Genomic DNA, 17381 nt, shown 5'->3' with positions numbered 1-17381 from the left:
AGAGCATGTCCGTGCCTGCCTCGACGGAACCCGTGGCGGGTCCGTCGGCCGGGAGGCGCGGGGCGCGCTGGTGCCGCGCCTCCCGGCCGGTGGGTCGTCGCGCCCGGTGCGCGGGCGCGTTGCGCACGCCGGGCGGCGCTGGACGCGCGGTGGCTGCGCACAACGGGAGGCAGGTCGCGCCACGGAACGACGTGGCGCGACGTGCTCCCCGTTGTGCGGAGGCGAGGTGAACCGCGGAACCGACGGACAGGAGGCGCGGGGCGGGCTGGTACTGCGCCTCCCGGCCGGCGGGTGGTCGCGCGCGGTGCGCCGGCGCGCTGCGCCCGCCGGGCGGCGCTCGACGCGGGGTGGCTGCGCACAACGGGAGGCACGTTGCGCCACGGAACCACGTGGCGCGACGTGCCTCTGGTTGTGCGGGAGCGCGGTGAACCGCGGCACCGCCGGACGGGAGGCGCGGGGCGGACTGGAGCTGCGCCTCCAGGCCGGTGGGTGGTTGCGCGGCGGTCGCGCCTTGCGCACGCCGGGCGGCGCTCGACAGGCGGTGGCTGCACACAAACGGAAGCACGTCGCGCCACGGAACGACGTGGCGCGAGCTGCCTCTGGTCGTGCGGGAGCGCGGCGGACCGCGGGCTCCGGGCCGTCAGCCCGGCAGGCGGTCGAGCACGGGGACCTGTCCCGCGACGAGCAGGTCCCGCGCCGCGGCGAGCGGCACCCACCGGGCGTCGTCCACCTCCGGGACCTCGACGAAGCGGCCCGACCCCCGCGGGAGTTCGAGGCGCACGGTGTTGCTCCGGACGACGTCGACGCCGAAGTCCTCCGCACGGACGGCGAACACGTGCACGCGCTTGCCCGACGCCTGCCGGACCTCGCCGAGGTCGACCACGGTGCCCGTCGGTGGCGGGACGCCGATCTCCTCGGCGAACTCGCGCCGCGCGGTGTCGAGCGGGTCCTCCCCCGCCTCGACGAGGCCCTTCGGGATCGACCAGGCGCGCGGGCGGGAGCGCCAGAACGGGCCGCCCATGTGCGCGAGGAACACCTCCGCGTCACCGCCCGCGACGGATCCGCGGTGCAGCAGGAGTCCGGCGCTGGTGACCACGGCCCGAGGCTAGCCCGACGGGACGGGGCCCGCGCGCCGGCGCTGCCACGGTCGGGATCAGCCGGCGAGGGTCTGCAGCTCGGCGGCCACCCGCCGGGTCAGGTACGCGACGCCGCGCTCGTTCGGGTGCAGTGACCCGGCGACGAGGTCGATGCGGCTGAGGTTCCGGCTGCCCTCCAACGTCACCCCCTCGACGTACGCACGGCTCGTCGCGCACGCGGTCCGCGCCTGGGTGCTCGTGAACGCGTCGACGTAGGACACGCCCGCTGCGCGGGCCGCCGCGGCCGAGACCTCGTCGAGGTCGGCCTGGACGCCGTGCAGGTAGCGCACGTCGGTGTCGGTGAACGGGTACGTGTCGGTCGGGAAGCGCCCCGCCAAGGTGCCGAGGTCGAGGGTCGGCCGGAAGCAACCGCCCTTCGGCGTGTGCTCGGCGTCGGGGAAGATCGCCGGGTACCCGACGAGGACGACGACCGCGTTCGGTGCCGCTGCACGGACCCGCGCGAGGGTGTCGGCGATGCCGAGCGAGACGTCGGACCGGATCGTGTCGCCGAGTTCGTCGACACCGCCGCGCACGAGCTGGCTCCGGCACGACGGTGCGTCCCGCCCGGAGAACACCGGACCGTCCGGCGCGAGCGCCAGGCACGAGGCCGCGGTGCTGAACAGCCCGGCGTCGTTGCCCCCGATGGACAGGGTCACGAGCCGTGTCCGGTCGGACAGCGCCCGGATCTGCGGCGGCACGCCCTTGAACTGGTGGCCCGAGACGACGTCGCGGCTCGTCGCCCCACCGCACGTCACGTCGTGCAGCACGAGGCCGTACCGCGCAGCGATCCGGTGCGGGTAGTCCCGCGCGGACTGCCCGCACACTGCTGTCGGCAACCCGGTCGGGTCCGGCAGACCGTAGCCGGCGGAGTACGAGTCGCCGAGCGCGACGTACTCGCTGCCCGGCGGGAGACCCGCGAGGGTGTCGGTCGGCGGGTCGGTCGTCGGGAACGGGGCCGGCACCGGCCACATCGGCGCGGCAGCAGCGGACGGGACCCCGAGCACGCCGCCGGCACCGGTTCCGCTGCCCACGGCGACCCCGCACACGGCGACGAGGACGACGGCCAGCGCCGTGGCCAGGGCGCGCGGGATCCGGGAGCGCAGCAGGGGGACCTCCACGGGACGGGACGGACGACACCGCCGCGCGGGGCGCGGGCGGGACGGACCAGGCTACCGGTCCGACCCGCCCGCCGCGGTCAGCGCCGTCCCAGGCGCCGCTCGCCGCCGCTGCCGGTCTGGTACTGCAGGCCGTAGTGCTCGTACAGCACCGGCTCGGTCGTCGCCTCGAGCTCGCCGTCGGTCGGGATCGACGGCGCGTCCTTGACGAGCTTCTTCGGGAACGCGACACGCAGGTGCTTCGGCGCGACGGTGGCGCCGACGAGCGGCACGAACAGGAGCTTCTGGAAGCCGACGAGGCCGGTGGTCACGGAGCCGAAGGCCGGCTCCGACGTGGCGGTGTCGTAGTAGATGCTCTCGAGGGTGCCGATCTTGTCCTCGGTGTCGTCGACGACGGCGAGGCCGATCCAGTCGCGGACGTCAGCAGCTTCGAACACGGGGTGCTCCCTTCGAGCAGGACAGGTCGTCCTCGACGCTACCGAGCGCTGCTGCGGACGGTCACGGGCAGCGAGTCGACCGCGGCGAGCACGTCGTCGACGCCCACCGCGAGGAGCGCCGGGTCCGGGTCCTCGGCGAACACGTCGCCACGGCGGACCGACGCGTCGGTGAGGACGACGTGCGGACCGGACGCCGGCGGACCCCATGCCTCGGGCGGCGCCGGACCGAACACCACGACCGACGGGACGCCGTAGGCGGACGCGAGGTGCGCCGCGCCGGTGTCGACCGTGACGACGACCGCCGCATCGGCGATCACGGCCGCGAACGGCTGCAGGTCGAGCACGCCGGCCAGCACCGCCTCCGGCGCCAGACCGGCCCCCTGCGCGACGGCCGCCGCGCGGTCGACGTCGTCCGCGCCTCCCGTCAGGACCACGTCGTGTCCGCGCTCCCGCAGCCCGCGCGCGACGGCCGCGAACCGGTCGGTGGGCCAGTGCCGGGCACCGTGGAAGGCGCCCACGTGCACGACGGCCGCCCCGGGCGCGACCGAGGGGGTCTCGGGGCGGGCGATCGCGACGTCGTCCGGGTCGGCGGGGATGCCGTGCCAGGTGACCAGGCGTGCCCAGCGCTCGCGCTCGTGGACGTCGTCCGGCCACTCCGGGCCGTCGTACCCGTGGGCGGGGTCGGCGTGGCCGATCACCCGGCGCGCACCGAGCGCGGCGACGAGGTCGGACGACTCCGGGCCGACGCCGTGCAGGTTGACCGCCACGTCGACCGCACGGTGCGGCGCGGCGATCGCGTGGTCGAGCCCGTGCTGGGCGAGGTGCACGTCGACGGGGAGGAGCTCGACGACCGGGGCGAGCCAGGCGGTGGTCGCGAGGGTGATGCGGTGGCCCGGGAAGGCCCGGCGGAGGGCGTGCAGCGCGGGGACGGCGACGAGGGCGTCGCCGAGCTTGATGGCGCGCAGGACCAGGAGGTCCGGGCGCCCGTCGGACGGGGGCAGCGTGGGGACGGCGGTCACCCCGGCGACGCTAACCGGATCGCACTGGGGGCGTTCGCGGGTGCGCTCCGGTAGCACTGGGGCATGGCCCTCGCGAAGGACCGCGTCGTGCGCGGTCTCCTGTTCGACCGTGACGACACGCTCGTGATCGACGTCCCGTACAACGCCGACCCGCGACTCGTCGTGCCGGTGCCGGGTGCGCACCGTGCGGTCGAGCGTGCGCGTGCCGCCGGGCTCCGCGTCGGCGTCGTGACGAACCAGTCCGCGATCGCGAAGGGCCTCGCCACCCGCGAGCAGGTGGACGCGACGAACGCCCGGGTCGACGAGCTCGTCGGCCCCTTCGACGTGTGGTGTGTCTGCCCGCACGACGCCGGGGACGACTGCCGGTGCCGGAAGCCGCGGCCGGGCATGGTGCTCGACGCGGCGGAACGGCTCGGGATCGACCCGTCCGAGCTCGTCGTGGTCGGGGACATCGGCGCCGACGTCGGCGCCGCGGTCGCCGCCGGCGCGCAGGGCATCCTCGTGCCCACCCCGCGGACCCGCGCAGAGGAGGTCGACGCGGCGGACACCGTCGTCGACTCGCTCGACGACGCCGTGACCGCGGTGCTCGCCCGCGTCCCCGCCGCACGCGCGTGAGCGGGGAGCCGGGCGGCACGCCCGTGGGCGCGGAGCCGGACGGCACGCCCGTGGGCGCGGAGCCGGACGGCACGCCTACGGGGACGGAGCCGGTCGGCACGCCCGTGGGGACGGAGACCGGAGGCACGTCCCCCGCCGACGAGCCCCGCCGCCCCCGCGTCCTCGTGGTGCGCCTCGACTCGTTCGGTGACGTCCTGGTCGCCGGCCCCGCCGTCCGCGCCGTCGCGGCCGGCGCGTCGCACGTCACGATGCTCTGCGGGCCGCAGGGCTCCCCCGCCGCCGACCTCCTGCCCGGGGTCGACCGCGTGCGGGTGTGGGCGGCGCCGTGGGTCACCGAGACCGCCCGACCGATCGACGACGCCCTGCTCGGCGAGTTCCGCGCGCTCGTCACCGAGGAACAGCCGGACGAGGCCGTCGTCCTCACCTCGTTCCACCAGTCCCCCCTGCCGGTCGCGCTGCTCCTCCGCCTGGCCGGGGTCGCCCGCGTCTCCGGCGCCTCGGTCGACCACCCCGGGTCGCTGCTCGACGTGCGGCTGCGGCCCGGCGAGGACCTGCCCGAGGACCTGCCCGAACCGGAGCGGGCGCTGCGCATCGCCGAGGCCGCCGGGTTCCGGCTGCCGCCGGGTGACGACGGGAGGCTCGCGGTGCGGCACGACGCCGTCGCACCGCCAGAGGTGGTCGCGCTCGACCGCTACGTGGTCGTCCACCCCGGAGCGAGCGTCCCGGCGCGGTCGTGGCCCGAGGGCCACCACCGCGCGCTCGTCGCCGCGTACGCGGCCCGCGGCGTCCCGGTCGTCGTGACCGGCAGCCCGGGCGAACGCGCGCTCACCGCGGCGGTCGCGGGCGACACCGCGCTCGACCTCGGCGGCCGGACGAGCCCCGCCGAGCTCGCGGCCGTGCTCGCCGGCGCCGAGGTGGTCGTCGTCGGCAACACCGGGCCCGCGCACCTCGCGGCCGCGGTGGGTGCCCCGATCGTCAGCCTGTTCTCCCCCGTGGTGCCCGCGGTGAAGTGGGCGCCGTACGCCCCGGCCGTCGAGCTGCTCGGTGACCAGGCCGCACCGTGCCGCCTCAGCCGGGCCCGCGAGTGCCCGGTCGCCGGGCACCCGTGCCTGTCCGGAGTGCGCGTCGAGGACGTCCTGGCGGCCCACGAGCGACTGGTGGTCGCGCTGCGCGGATGATCGCGCGGAAGCCTGCGAGGAGGAGGAGCAGTCGCTGCGTAGCGTGCGCCACTGCTCCTCCTTCTCCTCGACCACGGGTCACCGACCCCGGCCGCAGGCCTCCCGGAGGGGCACCGACGAGACGGAAGGCCCTGCATGCGGATCCTCGTGTGGCACGTGCACGGCGGCTGGATGGACGCCTTCGTCCGCGGCCCCCACGAGTACCTCATCCCGACCACCCCCGCCCGCGACGGCTGGGGCCTCGGCCGAGGCGGACGTGACTGGCCGGACTCGGCGATCGAGATCGACCCGGCCGACCTGGTCGACGCCGAGGTCGACGTGGTCGTCCTCCAGCGCACCGAGGAACTCGAGGAAGCACAGCGGCTGCTCGGTGGCCGGGACGTCCCGATGGTCTTCGTCGAGCACAACGCCCCGCGGGTCGACGTGCCGGGCAGCCTGCACCCGATGCGCGACCGCGACGACCTCGTCATCGCGCACGTGACGCACTGGAACGCCCTGATGTGGGACTGCGGTCGCACCCGCACCACCGTGGTCGAGCACGGCGTCGTCGACCCGGGTCCGCTGTACACGGGGGCGCTCGAGCGGTTCGGCGTCGTCATCAACGAACCAGTCCGCCGCGGTCGCGTGGTCGGGACCGACCTGCTCCCCCGCTTCGCCGCGGTCGCACCCGTCGACGTCTGGGGCATGGGCACCGACCGGCTCCCGGAGCTCGGCTTCGGCGACCGCGTCGTCCCGCTCGGAGACGTCCCCGCCGACCCGATGCACGCCGCGCTCGCCGAGCGGCGCGCATACGTGCACCCGAACCGGTGGACGTCCCTCGGGCTCTCGCTCATCGAGGCGATGCACATGGCGATGCCGGTGCTCGTCCTCGCCACGACGGACGCGCCGCGGTCGGTGCCCGCCGACGCCGGCGCGATCGCGACCGACGTGGCGGACCTGGTCCGCGCCTCCCGGACGCTCCTGGAGGACCCCGAGGAGGCCCGCCGCCGCGGTGCCGTGGCACGGGAGGCCGCGCTCGCGCGGCACGCGCTCGGCCGGTACCTGGCGGACTGGGACGACCTCCTCGACGACGCCGTCGCGCGCGGAGCGCGACGCGACCGCGCGGCGACGCCCGCGCTGGAAGGGAGCGCGCGATGAGGATCGCCATGGTCTCCGAACACGCCAGCCCGCTCGCCGTCCTCGGCGGCGTGGACGCCGGCGGACAGAACGTGCACGTCGCGGAGCTCTCCGGGGCCCTCGCCGACCGGGGGCACCAGGTCACCGTGTACACCCGCCGCGACGACGCCGACCTGCCCGTCCGGGTCGCCCTGCGGCCCGGGGTCGAGGTCGTGCACGTCGACGCCGGACCCGCGCGCCACGTGCCGAAGGACGACCTGTACCCGTACATGGGGACCTTCGCCTCGGTGCTCGCCGCCGAGTGGTTCCTCGACCGACCCGACGTCGTGCACGGGCACTTCTGGATGTCCGGGCACGCCGCGATCGACGCCGTCCAGCAGGTCCAGGCGCGCACCGGCGGTGTCCGCATCCCCGTGGTGCAGACGTTCCACGCGCTCGGCGTCGTGAAGCGTCGGCACCAGGGGACGGCGGACACGAGCCCCGGGGAGCGCGAGTGGGTCGAGCCCGCGGTCGGCCGCACCGCCGACCAGGTCATCGCGACCTGCTCCGACGAGGCGTTCGAGCTCAAGGCGCTCGGCGTCCCCCTGCACGCGATCTCGGTCGTGCCCTGCGGCGTCGACACCGAGCTGTTCACGCCCGACGGACCGGTCGAGGAGCGCGGTCGCACCTTCCGTGTGCTCACGGCGTCGCGCCTGGTGCGCCGGAAGGGCGTCGGCACGACGATCGCCGCCCTCGCGAAGCTCCTCGACGAGGGACGCGACGTCGAGCTCGTCGTCGTCGGCGGCGCCGGTGTCGCCGGGGCCGACCTCGTCGACGACCCCGAGTACCAGCGCCTGGACGCCCTGGCCCGCTCGCTCGGTGTCCGCGAGCACGTGTCCTTCCGGGGGCAGCTCGGCCAGCGCGACATGCCGGAGGTGTACCGCAGCGCCGACGTCGTCGTCTGCGCCCCCTGGTACGAGCCCTTCGGGATCGTCCCGCTCGAGGCGATGGCCTGCGGCCGTCCCGTCGTGGCGTCGAGCGTCGGCGGCCTCATCGACACCGTCGTCGAGGACGCGACCGGCCTGCACGTCCCCCCGCGGGACGAGCACGCGGTCGCGGCCGCGGTCGGCCTCGTGCTCGACGAGCCGGAGCGTCGCGAGGCGTACGGCCGCGCCGGGCGACGTCGCGCCGAGACGAAGTACACCTGGCACAAGGTCGCCGCGGACAGCGAGCGCGTCTACGAACGGCTCGTCGCCGGGTCGGCCGCCGTGCCGACCACCACGACCACGGGCTCCCGCCCCACCCGCGTCGGACGGACCTCCCGCTCCACGCTCCCGACGGAGAGGACCGCACGATGACCATCGACCAGCAGGCCGGCACCCGCGACCCGGGCACCGAGGACAGCAGCGTCCGCACCGTCGTCGACCACATCGCGGCCTCGGTCCCGGTGATCGCGTCGCTCGTCGACCACAAGGACCACATCGCCGCCTGGGCGGACGACATCGCGTCACGGCTCGTCGCCGGTCGTCGGCTCCTCGCCGCCGGGAACGGCGGGTCGGCCGCGGAGGCGCAGCACCTGACCTCCGAGCTCACCGGCCGCTTCGACGGCGACCGCCCGGCGTACTCGGCGATCTCGCTGCACGCCGAGTCGTCCGCCGTCACCGCGATCGGCAACGACTACGGCTTCGACGAGGTCTTCGCCCGCCAGGTCACGGCGCACGCCCGAGCCGGGGACGTGGTCGTGCTGCTCAGCACGAGCGGCAAGAGCCCGAACCTGCTCCGCGCCGCAGCGGCTGCCCGCGCGGTGGGCGCCCGGTCGATCGCGATGACCGGCCCCGGCCCGAACCCGCTGGCCGACGCCGTGGACGACGCGATCCGGATCGAGGGGCCGTCGGCGAACGTGCAGGAGGCGCAGCTCGTCCTCGTGCACGCCCTGTGCCGAGCGATGGAGCCCGCCCTGCGCCGCGGAGCACGCCGATGAGCGGCGCACCGGGTGCAACCGAGACCGCCGGCACACCCCGCGCCACCAAGACCGCCGAGACCGCCGGCACGCCGCGCGCCACCGAGACCGCCGACACTGGCGACACTGCCGGCACGCACGGCACACGCCGCCGCGTCGTCGTGGTCGGCGACACCCTGCTCGACGTCGACGTCTCGGGCACGAGCGAACGACTCAGCCCCGACGCCCCGGTCCCCGTCGTCGACGTCCGCACCGACGACCGCCGTGCCGGTGGCGCCGGGCTCGTCGCCTCGATGCTCGCCCGGGACGGCCACGACGTCACCCTCGTCACGGTCCTGAGCGACGACGACCGCGCCGACGAGATCCGAGCCCTGCTGCCGGACGTCCACGTCGTCGCCGGACCGTCCGGCGCCCCGACGCCGGTGAAGACCCGCGTACGGGTCGTCGACCACGCCCTCGTCCGCATCGACGAGGGCTGCGCGACCCCGCCCGTCCCGGACACCACCCCGGAGATGACCGCCGCGCTCGAGGGCGCCGACGCGATCGTCGTCGCCGACTACGGTCGCGGCGTCGCCGCCTCCGCCGGCCTGCGTGCCGCGCTCGGCCGGGTCGCCGAGCACACCCCGGTCGTGTGGGACCCACACCCGAAGGGCGCAGCACCGGTCGCCGGCACCGCGGTCGTCACGCCGAACTCGAGCGAGGCACGGCGCTTCACCGACCTGTCCGGCGAGGGCGTGCCCTTCGCCACCGACGCCGCCGCAGCGCTCGTCGCCACCTGGGACGTCGCCGCCGTGGCCGTGACGCTCGGCGACCGCGGCGCCCTGGTCGCGAGCCGGCGTCCCTCGGCCGACGGCGGCGCGCACGCGCTCGACAGCCGGTTCGTCCCCGCCCCGTCGGTCACCGCGGGCGACCCCTGCGGCGCCGGCGACCGGCTCGCGGCCGGCGTCGCGGTGGCCCTGGCCGAGGGTACGGACGTCGCCGACGCCGTCGCCGCCGGGGTGCTCGCCGCATCGGAGTACCTCGCCGCGGGCGGCGTCACCGCGCTGTTCGCCGACGACGGTCCCGCGCCCGTCCCGGTCCCCGGCGTCGACCGCGACGCGATGCGGGTCGTGCACGAGGTCCGCAGCGCCGGCGGCACGGTCGTCGCGACCGGCGGCTGCTTCGACCTCCTGCACGCCGGACACGCGCGCACGCTCTCCGCGGCGCGCGCGCTCGGTGACTGCCTGGTCGTCTGCCTCAACTCCGACGACTCGGTCCGCGCCCTCGAGGGCCCGGAGCGGCCGATCATGACGCAGGACGACCGGGTCGAGCTGCTGCTCGCGCTCGACTGCGTCGACGCCGTGGTCGTGTTCGACGAGCACACCCCCGACGAGGCGCTCCGCCGCTTCCGCCCCGACGTCTGGGCGAAGGGCGGCGACTACGCCGCGAGCGAGCTGCCCGAGGCGGCGACGCTCGCCGAGTGGGGAGGCCGTGTCGTCACGGTGCCGTTCCACGCGGGGCGCTCGACCACCCGGCTCGCCGCCGCCATCGCGCGGGTCGGCTGACGCCGCCCCACCCGACCACCCACCGGACGGGAGGCACGGCGCACCGCCGCCACGCGCCTCCCGTCCGCCGGTCCCCACCTCCACGACCGTCCGCCGGCACCACCGACGGACCGCACCACGACCTCCCGGAAGGAAGTCCATGCCCGTCCCCACCACCCCCATCGGCCGCGTCCTCGTCACCGGCGGCGCCTCGGGTCTCGGCGCGGCGGTCGTCGCCGCCGTCACCGAGGCCGGCGGTACCCCGATCGTCCTCGACCTGCGGATCGACGCGGTCCCCGAGGGCGTCGACGCCGTCGCGGTCGACGTGACCGACACCGAGGCCACCGAGCAGGCCGTCCGCGCCGCCGCCGAGCGCCACGGCGGACTCGACGCCGTGGTCACCGCCGCGGGCATCGACAAGCCGGCCCCGATCGGCGCACTGACCTCCGGCGACTGGGAGCAGATCGTCGGCGTGAACCTGCTCGGCACGGCCGCCGTCGTGCGTGCCGCGCTGCCCGCGCTCGAGGCCACGCACGGCCGCGTCGTGACGATCTCGTCCTCGCTCGCGCTGCGCGGGGTCGGCGACGGCACCGCCTACTCGGCGTCGAAGTTCGGCGTCCGCGGGTTCTCACAGGCCCTCGCGGCCGAGACCGCCGGGCGCATCGGCGTGACGAACATCATCCCCGCCGGCATGCGCACGGCGTTCTTCGAGGGCCGCACCGAGCAGTACAAGCCGGGCCCGGACGCGCAGCTCATCGAGCCGGAGTACGTCGCGAACGCGATCCTGTTCGCGCTGTCGCAGCCGGCCGGGTGCGAGATCCGCGAGCTGTCGATCATGCCGGCGACCGAGCCCAGCTGGCCGTAGGTCGCCCGGGTCGGGTCGAGAGCGCCCCGAGGTCCCAGAATCCTGGAACCGCGGGGCGTTCTTCGTGCCGCCCCTGACACCTCGACGTACACGCCACGCGCGTCCTCGGCACCTCGACGTGCGGGGCCGCGCGTGGCGACGCGACCGACGGCCGGGCCGGACCGGCGGGGCGGGGTGGGCGGCGCCTCCCGACCGATCGTGCGTCAGCGCGCGACGGCGACCGGCCTGACCGTCGTGGCCAACAGGTCCGCGACGTCCGCCAGGACGGCCTCGGGCGTGACCTCGTCGACGTACGACGGGTCGTGCTCGCAGCGCTCCGCGGTCCAGCCCACCTGCGTGACGTCGACGCCGCAGACCGGGCACCGCGTGACGAAGGACAGGTGCACACGGTGGCGGCCGCGGTCGGTCGGGCCCGCGTTGACGACGTTCCCGAACCAGAACACGCCGACCGTCGGGGTGCCCACGGCGACCGCGAGGTGCCGCGGTCCCGAGTCGTCCCCGACCAGCACGTCGGCGGCGGCGAGCACCGCGGGCAGCTCGGTCAGCGGCAGCGCGTCGGTGAGGTCGTGCAGGTGGTCGTGCAGCGCCGTGGGGACCGCGCCGCGGATCGCCTGCGACGCCGGCACGTCGGACGCGTCGCCGACGAGCACCACGTCGTCCCCGGCGTCGAGCCGGGCGGTGACGACGGCCGCGAAGTGCTCCGGGCTCCAGCGTCGCCGCGGGTCGGTGGCACCGGGGTGCACCGCGACGAGCCGGCCCGTCACGCCGAGGCGCTCCCGGACGGCCGAGCGTTCCTCGTCCGTCACGCGGACGCGGGGGTCGAGCGTCACCGGTGCGGCGCCGGCGAGCGAGGCGACCTCGAGGCCGCGCAGCACCTCGTGCTGGTAGTAGACGTAGCGGACCCAGCGCTCCAGGACCTCGGCGTCCTCGGTGGCGGTGCCGACGGTGTGCCGGGCGCCGAGCCGGAGCAGGAACGGGTTCGAGTTGCGCCCGCCGCCGTGCACCTGCACGGCGAGGTCGAAGCGGCCGTGCAGCCGGGCGACGAACTCCTCGAGGTCGGGGGCGCCGTCGCCGGACTCACGGACGCCGGGGGCGACGGGGAGCTCCTCGAAGGCGTGCACCGCGTCGGTGCGTCCGCGCAGGACCGCCGGTGCGAGCGGGGTGCCGAGCAGGGTGATGCGGGCCTCGGGGTACGCGGCGGCCAACGCCTCGAGTGCGGGGACCGCGAACATCAGGTCTCCCAGGCCACCACCGCGGAGCACCGCGATCTCCCGGACGTCGTCGAACCGTTCTCCACCGTTGCCGATCAGCTGCACGCATCCTCGTCTACCGGAGCGGTCCCGAGAGCGTGGTCGGACTGCGCGGGCACGGGGCGCGCGACGGCCGGATCGCCCACCACCGGTGCGCTCCGCGGACGACGGTCGTGGGGCGCCTGCGTTCTGCGGATGAGCACCGCGCACCCGGACGGCCGCCCAGGGTGGCCCGAGCAGCGTGGGGCTCCCCGCCCGCCACTCGAAGGACATCCATGACCCTCGCTGCACCGTCCACGACCGAGACCGACGCCGATGCGATCGTCGTCACCGACCCCGTCACGGGCGCGGTGGCGTCGACCACCGCCCGCACCGCGCCGACCGAGGTGCGCACCGCGGTGGCCCGGGCACGTGCGGCGTTCCCGGCGTGGGCACGGACGGCACCGGCGGAGCGCGGGGCGCTCCTGCACGCGGCGGCCGAGCACCTGCGTGCGCACGCCCAGGAACTCGCCGACCTCAACACGCGCGAGACCGGCAAGGTCCCCGGTGACGCCCTCGGCGGCGTGCACGCCGGCATCGGCACGCTGGTCCAGTACGCCGAGCTCGGGCCGGTCCACCGCGGCGAGGCCCTCCGCGGGCAGTTCGGCGCCGCCGACTGGTCCGTCCCGCACCCCCGCGGCGTGGTGCTCGCCCTGACCCCGTGGAACGACCCGGTCGCCGTGGCGTGCGGGATCCTCGGCGCGGCAGTCGTGACCGGCAACACCGTCGTGCACAAGGGCAGTGAGCGCTCCCCCGCCACGACGGCCCGGCTGAACGCCCTGCTCGCCGAGGTGCTCCCCGAGGGCGTCCTCGTCGGGGTCGACGGTGACGCGACCACGGGCGAGCTCCTGCTCGAGCAGGACGGCATCGACGTGTACGCGCACGTCGGTTCGACCGCGACGGGCGACCGCCTCGCCGAGGTCGCCACCCGCACGCGCGCCCACGTCATCCGCGAGAACGGCGGCAACGACCCCGTGGTCGTGGACGGCGACGTCGACCCGGAGTGGGCCGCGGCGCAGGTCGCCCTCGGCGCGTTCGCGAACACCGGGCAGATCTGCACGAGCGTCGAGCGCGTCTACGTGCACCGCGCGGTCGCCGAGCCCTTCGTCGCCGCACTCGTCGCCGAGGCCGAGCGCCGCACCGCCTCGGCGGCCGCCGACTTCGGCCCGCTCGTCGACGAGCGGCTGCGCCACACCGTGCAGGCCCACGTCGACGACGCCGTGCGTGCCGGGGCCACGGTCGAGACCGGCGGGGTCGTCCCGGGCGGTCCGGGAGCGTTCTACCCGGCGACGGTCCTGACCGGGGTCACGGACACCATGCTCGTGATGATCGAGGAGACCTTCGGGCCGATCGCCCCCGTCCGCGTCGTCGAGTCCTTCGACGAGGGGCTCCGCCTCGCCGCCGCCGACCGCTACGGCCTCGCCGCGACCGTCCTGACCGCCGACACCGGCCACGCGCTGCGTGCCGCGGCCGAGCTGCCGGTCGGCACCGTGAAGGTGAACGCCGTCTTCGGCGGCGCACCGGGCGGCAGCGCCCAGCCCCGCGGTGCCTCGGGCGCCGGCTTCGGGTACGGGCCGCACCTGCTCGACGAGATGACGACCACGACGGTCGTGCACCTCGAGGCGGCACCGGCACGACGCTCCGACAGCACGAGCACGAGCACGAGCACGAGCACCGCAGTGGCCGGGACCGGCGCCACGACACCGGCCACCACGACGCCGAGCACCGCGGCGGCCGAGACCGGCGACACCGCCGGTACGGATGCCGCCGCCAGCACCGACGCCGGCACCGGTGCCGCCGCCGGCTCCGACGCCGGCACCGGTGTCGCCACCGGCTCCGGGGTCGGCACCACAGCGAACACCGAGGAGACCCGATGACCGCCGACGTCCGTCTCGTCCGCGACCTCGTCGCCGCCGTCGACGACCGCGAACCGCTCGTCGTCGTGGTCGGCGACTGCATCCTCGACCAGTGGACGGTCGGCGAGGCCGAACGGGTCTCCCGCGAGGCCCCCGCACCCGTCGTCCGCGTCACCGAGACCGTCGCGGTCCCGGGCGGCGCCGCGAACACCGCCGTCAACGCACGCGCCCTCGGCGCCCGCGTCCGGATGGTCGGGCTCGTCGGCGACGACGAGTCCGGACGCGTGCTGCGCGAGCGGCTCAGTGCCGCCGGCGTGGACACGACCTTCCTCGTGGAGGTCCCCGGCGCCCGCACCACGACGAAGACCCGTGTGGTCGGCGGCGACCGCGTGGTCGTCCGCGTCGACGAGATCACCGAGGCCCCGCACGCCCGGGACGGCGCACGGCTCGCCGAGGCGGTCGCCCGTGCCGTCCGCGGTGCCGACGCCGCCGTGGTCTGCGACTACGGCCTGGGCGTCGAGCCGTCGGACGTCGTCCCCGTGCTCGACCGGGACCGCCCCAACGCGGTGGTCGTCGACGCGCACGACCTGACCCGCTGGGCCGCCCTGCACCCCGACCTCGTGACGCCGAACGCCGGCGAGACCGCGGGCCTGCTCGGCCGGGAACTCGGCGCCGGTGCCGCCCGGGTCCCCGTCGTGGTGGACGCCCGCGCCGACGTCCTCGCCCGGTCCGGTGCGCGCGCCGCCGTCGTCACGCTCGACCGGGACGGCACCGTCCTGCTCGAGCCGGACGCCGAGCAGGCGTTCCGGACCCGCGCGACCCCCGCCTCCGAGCAGCAGGCGTCCGGCGCCGGCGACACGTTCTGCGCCGCCGCCACCGTCGCGCTCGCCGTCGACACCCCGCTCCGGGACGCCGTCGCGGTCGCCCAGGCCGCCGCCGACGTGGTCGTGCGCGAGGCCGGGACCTCGGTGTGCTCGGCCGCCGCCCTGCTCGAGTCGGTGACCGCCCCCGCCGCGACCGTGGTCGACCACGACGACCTGTCGCTCGCCGTGGACGCCGCCCGTGCCGCCGGACGACGCGTGGTGTTCACGAACGGCTGCTTCGACGTGGTCCACCGCGGGCACACGACGTACCTCCGGCAGGCGCGCGAGCTCGGCGACCTGCTCGTCGTCGCACTGAACGACGACGACTCGGTCCGCCGGCTCAAGGGCCCGGAGCGCCCGATCAACACCGCCGAGGACCGCGCGGGCGTGCTCGCCGCGCTCGCCTGCGTCGACCTCGTGACGGTGTTCGCGACGGACACCCCCATCCCGCTCATCGAGCGCCTCCGCCCCGAGGTGTACGTCAAGGGCGGCGACTACTCCCCCGAGATGCTCAGCGAGACCGACGTCGTGCGCGCCTACGGCGGCGAGGTCGTCATGGTCGACTACGTCCCCGAGCACTCCACGACGGCGGTCGTCCGGCGCATCCGCGAGGCAGCGGCGAACACCGCGGCGGCAGCGAACGCGGCCGGCCGCGTGGCGGCCGACCCCGCACCGTCGGCAGACACCGCGCCGGTCCCCGTCGACCGTCCCTCCGACGACCGCGCCCCGACCGCCGAACCGGTCGAGCCCGACCCGGCACCGTGAGCGCCGTCGGCACGTCCACCCCACCGGCCCTCCCGGTCGCCCGCTGGTCGGGCGACTGGGCACGTCCCGCCGCCGACGGTCCCGCGGTCGAGGTCGACGTCCTCGTCCCGACGGTCGGTCGTCCGGCCGAGCTGGCCACGACCCTCGCCGGGCTCGCCGCCCAGACCGACGTCGCCCTCCGCCTCGTCCTCAGCGACCAGTCCGCGGGCCAGGACGCCGCCACCGCGCCGGCGGTCGCCGCCATGCTCCGCGTCCTGGAGGCACAGGGCCGCCCCGTCACGCTCCTCGCGCACCCGGAACGGCGTGGCCTGGCAGAGCACCGGCAGCACCTGCTCGACCACGCCGCGGCCGCCGCGGTGCTGTACCTCGACGACGACGTCTGGCTCGAACCGGGCGCCCTCCGCCGGATGCTCGACGCCCTGCACGACCTGGGGTGCGGGTTCGTCGGCAGCGCGGTGCAGGGGCTGTCCTACCTGGCCGACCGGCGCCCGCACGAGACGGTGGTGTTCGAGCGGTGGGACGGGCCCGTCGTCCCCGAGGTCGTGCGCCGCGGCACACCGGCGTTCGACCGGCTCTCGCTGCACAACGCCGCGAACCCGGCGCACGTCGCGGCCGAACTCGACGTCGAGCCCGGCGGATGGGTGCCGTACCGGGTCGCCTGGGTCGGGGCCTGCGTGCTCTACGACCGGGACGCGCTCGAGGCCGTCGGCGGGTTCGGCTTCTGGTCGGCGCTGCCGAGCGAGCACGCGGGCGAGGACGTCGTCGCCCAGTGGCGCGTGATGGAGCGCTTCGGCGGTGCCGGCATCCTGCCCTCTGGCGCGGTCCACCTGGAGAGCCCGACGACGGTCACCGACCGGCGGGTCGACGCGCCGGACGTGTTCTTCGAGGACGCCGGGGCGAGGCACGGGGCCTGACCGGCCCCGGCCGGGCCGCACGCGACCGCAGGCCGCGCCGCCGCGTGCAGCGTCGGACCGGTCGCCGCGGCGGTCGACCCGGCCACCAGGGGACACGGCGACCCGTCGGTGGACCGCACCGGCCCCGTCGACCCGAGCCGCGCCTCCCGGCCGACCGGTCCCGTCCGTGACGGGCGCAACCAGCGGTCAGCCGCCGGACTCCACCTGCACCTGCTGCCCGGTGGCGGCGAGGTCGATCTGCACGATCGACCGGGCACGCTCGACCCAGGGGCTGTCGACGCACCCGATCCACACCGCGGTGTAGGGCTCGGAACCGACGACGCACCACTCCGCGGCCCAGGCCGTGACGGCGTCGGCGAGCAGTTCGCCGTGGTCGGCGAACAGCAGCGTCGTGATGGTCGACGGCCAGTCGCTGCGGACCAGCCACGTCACGGTCAGGTGCGGCGGGGCGGGCAGGATCCGGACCTCGTCGGCGAAGGCGACCTCGACGAAGACCTGGCCGTACGCGGAGTCGGGCAGCTCCTCGAGGATGCGGCGGACCTCGGGCAGGTCGGCGAGCCCGCCCGCCACGAGGACGCGGTCGGTGATCGGGCCCTGGTCGGTGTGGAGGTCGCCCAGGGGGTAGGCGTCGCCCGTGGCGTGGGCATCGCCCGTGCCGTGGGCGTCGCCCGGCGCGTGGTCGTCGTCGGTGTGGTCGGTGGGGTGCTCGTCGCTCCCGGACATGGCACGAGGCTACGCGCTGCCACCGACG

General features: G+C 76.1%; 16 protein-coding genes. 10 read left to right on the top strand and 6 right to left on the bottom strand.

The window, feature by feature from the left end; translation table 11 throughout:
* Positions 1 to 640: 640 nt before the first annotated feature.
* From QOL16_RS08495 to QOL16_RS08480, 4 genes are all read right to left on the bottom strand, one after another.
* On the bottom strand, positions 641 to 1096 hold the full coding sequence (locus tag QOL16_RS08495) for an NUDIX domain-containing protein (RefSeq protein ID WP_065963670.1): 456 nt from the start codon (positions 1094 to 1096) through the stop codon (positions 641 to 643).
* Positions 1097 to 1153: 57 nt separating this feature from the next.
* The gene (locus QOL16_RS08490; RefSeq protein ID WP_071284566.1) at positions 1154 to 2254 is read right to left on the bottom strand and encodes an SGNH/GDSL hydrolase family protein; all 1101 of its coding nucleotides are present in this window, start codon (positions 2252 to 2254) and stop codon (positions 1154 to 1156) included.
* A gap of 77 nt (positions 2255 to 2331) precedes the next feature.
* A complete protein-coding gene (locus QOL16_RS08485) occupies positions 2332 to 2688 on the bottom strand; it encodes a PRC-barrel domain-containing protein (RefSeq protein WP_065963667.1) in 357 nt (118 codons plus the stop codon).
* 38 nt (positions 2689 to 2726) lie between these two features.
* Entirely contained in the window at positions 2727 to 3707 is a 981-nt protein-coding gene (locus QOL16_RS08480; protein WP_071284564.1) for a glycosyltransferase family 9 protein, read from the bottom strand.
* Positions 3708 to 3770: 63 nt separating this feature from the next.
* On the opposite strand from QOL16_RS08480, the gene QOL16_RS08475 reads away from it, so the two are divergent.
* The 7 genes from QOL16_RS08475 to QOL16_RS08445 all read left to right on the top strand — a co-directional run bounded on the left by QOL16_RS08475 (position 3771) and on the right by QOL16_RS08445 (position 10943).
* Entirely contained in the window at positions 3771 to 4322 is a 552-nt protein-coding gene (locus tag QOL16_RS08475; RefSeq protein ID WP_071247148.1) for an HAD-IIIA family hydrolase, read from the top strand.
* 104 nt (positions 4323 to 4426) lie between these two features.
* Positions 4427 to 5500 carry a glycosyltransferase family 9 protein gene (locus QOL16_RS08470; RefSeq protein ID WP_071284576.1) on the top strand — a complete coding sequence of 358 codons (1074 nt, stop codon included), beginning with the start codon at positions 4427 to 4429 and terminating at the stop codon, positions 5498 to 5500.
* A 135-nt stretch (positions 5501 to 5635) separates the two neighbouring features.
* Positions 5636 to 6637, top strand: coding sequence for a glycosyltransferase (locus QOL16_RS08465; protein WP_071284562.1), 1002 nt, complete (start codon positions 5636 to 5638; stop codon positions 6635 to 6637).
* On the top strand, positions 6634 to 7953 hold the full coding sequence (locus QOL16_RS08460; RefSeq protein WP_071284559.1) for a glycosyltransferase: 1320 nt from the start codon (positions 6634 to 6636) through the stop codon (positions 7951 to 7953). Before QOL16_RS08465 ends, QOL16_RS08460 begins: the two co-directional genes overlap by 4 nt.
* The gene (locus QOL16_RS08455) at positions 7950 to 8576 is read left to right on the top strand and encodes an SIS domain-containing protein (RefSeq protein WP_065963657.1); all 627 of its coding nucleotides are present in this window, start codon (positions 7950 to 7952) and stop codon (positions 8574 to 8576) included. The genes QOL16_RS08460 and QOL16_RS08455 overlap by 4 nt, the downstream gene beginning before the upstream one ends.
* Positions 8573 to 10099: a PfkB family carbohydrate kinase gene (locus QOL16_RS08450; RefSeq protein WP_083395019.1), complete on the top strand. Its 1527-nt coding sequence runs from the start codon at positions 8573 to 8575 to the stop codon at positions 10097 to 10099. Before QOL16_RS08455 ends, QOL16_RS08450 begins: the two co-directional genes overlap by 4 nt.
* 139 nt (positions 10100 to 10238) lie before the next feature.
* Positions 10239 to 10943 (top strand): SDR family oxidoreductase, encoded by a 705-nt coding sequence (locus QOL16_RS08445; protein WP_071284557.1) that lies wholly within the window; start codon positions 10239 to 10241, stop codon positions 10941 to 10943.
* Positions 10944 to 11146: 203 nt separating this feature from the next.
* Here QOL16_RS08445 and QOL16_RS08440 read toward each other — a convergent pair whose 3' ends face one another.
* Entirely contained in the window at positions 11147 to 12259 is a 1113-nt protein-coding gene (locus QOL16_RS08440) for a glycosyltransferase family 9 protein (protein ID WP_071284555.1), read from the bottom strand.
* A gap of 209 nt (positions 12260 to 12468) precedes the next feature.
* On the opposite strand from QOL16_RS08440, the gene QOL16_RS08435 reads away from it, so the two are divergent.
* The 3 genes from QOL16_RS08435 to QOL16_RS08425 are packed head-to-tail and all read left to right on the top strand — an operon-like array spanning position 12469 to position 16630.
* The gene (locus QOL16_RS08435) at positions 12469 to 14109 is read left to right on the top strand and encodes an aldehyde dehydrogenase (RefSeq protein WP_071284553.1); all 1641 of its coding nucleotides are present in this window, start codon (positions 12469 to 12471) and stop codon (positions 14107 to 14109) included.
* Positions 14106 to 15716 (top strand): D-glycero-beta-D-manno-heptose 1-phosphate adenylyltransferase, encoded by a 1611-nt coding sequence (gene rfaE2 / locus QOL16_RS08430; RefSeq protein ID WP_139266391.1) that lies wholly within the window; start codon positions 14106 to 14108, stop codon positions 15714 to 15716. The genes QOL16_RS08435 and rfaE2 overlap by 4 nt, the downstream gene beginning before the upstream one ends.
* Entirely contained in the window at positions 15713 to 16630 is a 918-nt protein-coding gene (locus QOL16_RS08425) for a glycosyltransferase family 2 protein (RefSeq protein WP_071284551.1), read from the top strand. The genes rfaE2 and QOL16_RS08425 overlap by 4 nt, the downstream gene beginning before the upstream one ends.
* 186 nt (positions 16631 to 16816) lie before the next feature.
* Here the strand turns inward: QOL16_RS08425 and QOL16_RS08420 are convergent, their stop codons facing one another.
* On the bottom strand, positions 16817 to 17353 hold the full coding sequence (locus QOL16_RS08420) for an SIP domain-containing protein (RefSeq protein WP_071284549.1): 537 nt from the start codon (positions 17351 to 17353) through the stop codon (positions 16817 to 16819).
* Positions 17354 to 17381 lie beyond the last annotated feature (28 nt).

Origin of the sequence: Curtobacterium sp. MCBA15_004 (genome assembly GCF_001865055.2) — a bacterium.
Taxonomy (GTDB): Bacteria; Actinomycetota; Actinomycetes; order Actinomycetales; family Microbacteriaceae; genus Curtobacterium.
The sequence above is the reverse complement of the archived record's forward strand: the minus strand, read 5'-3'. Positions and strand labels throughout refer to the sequence as shown.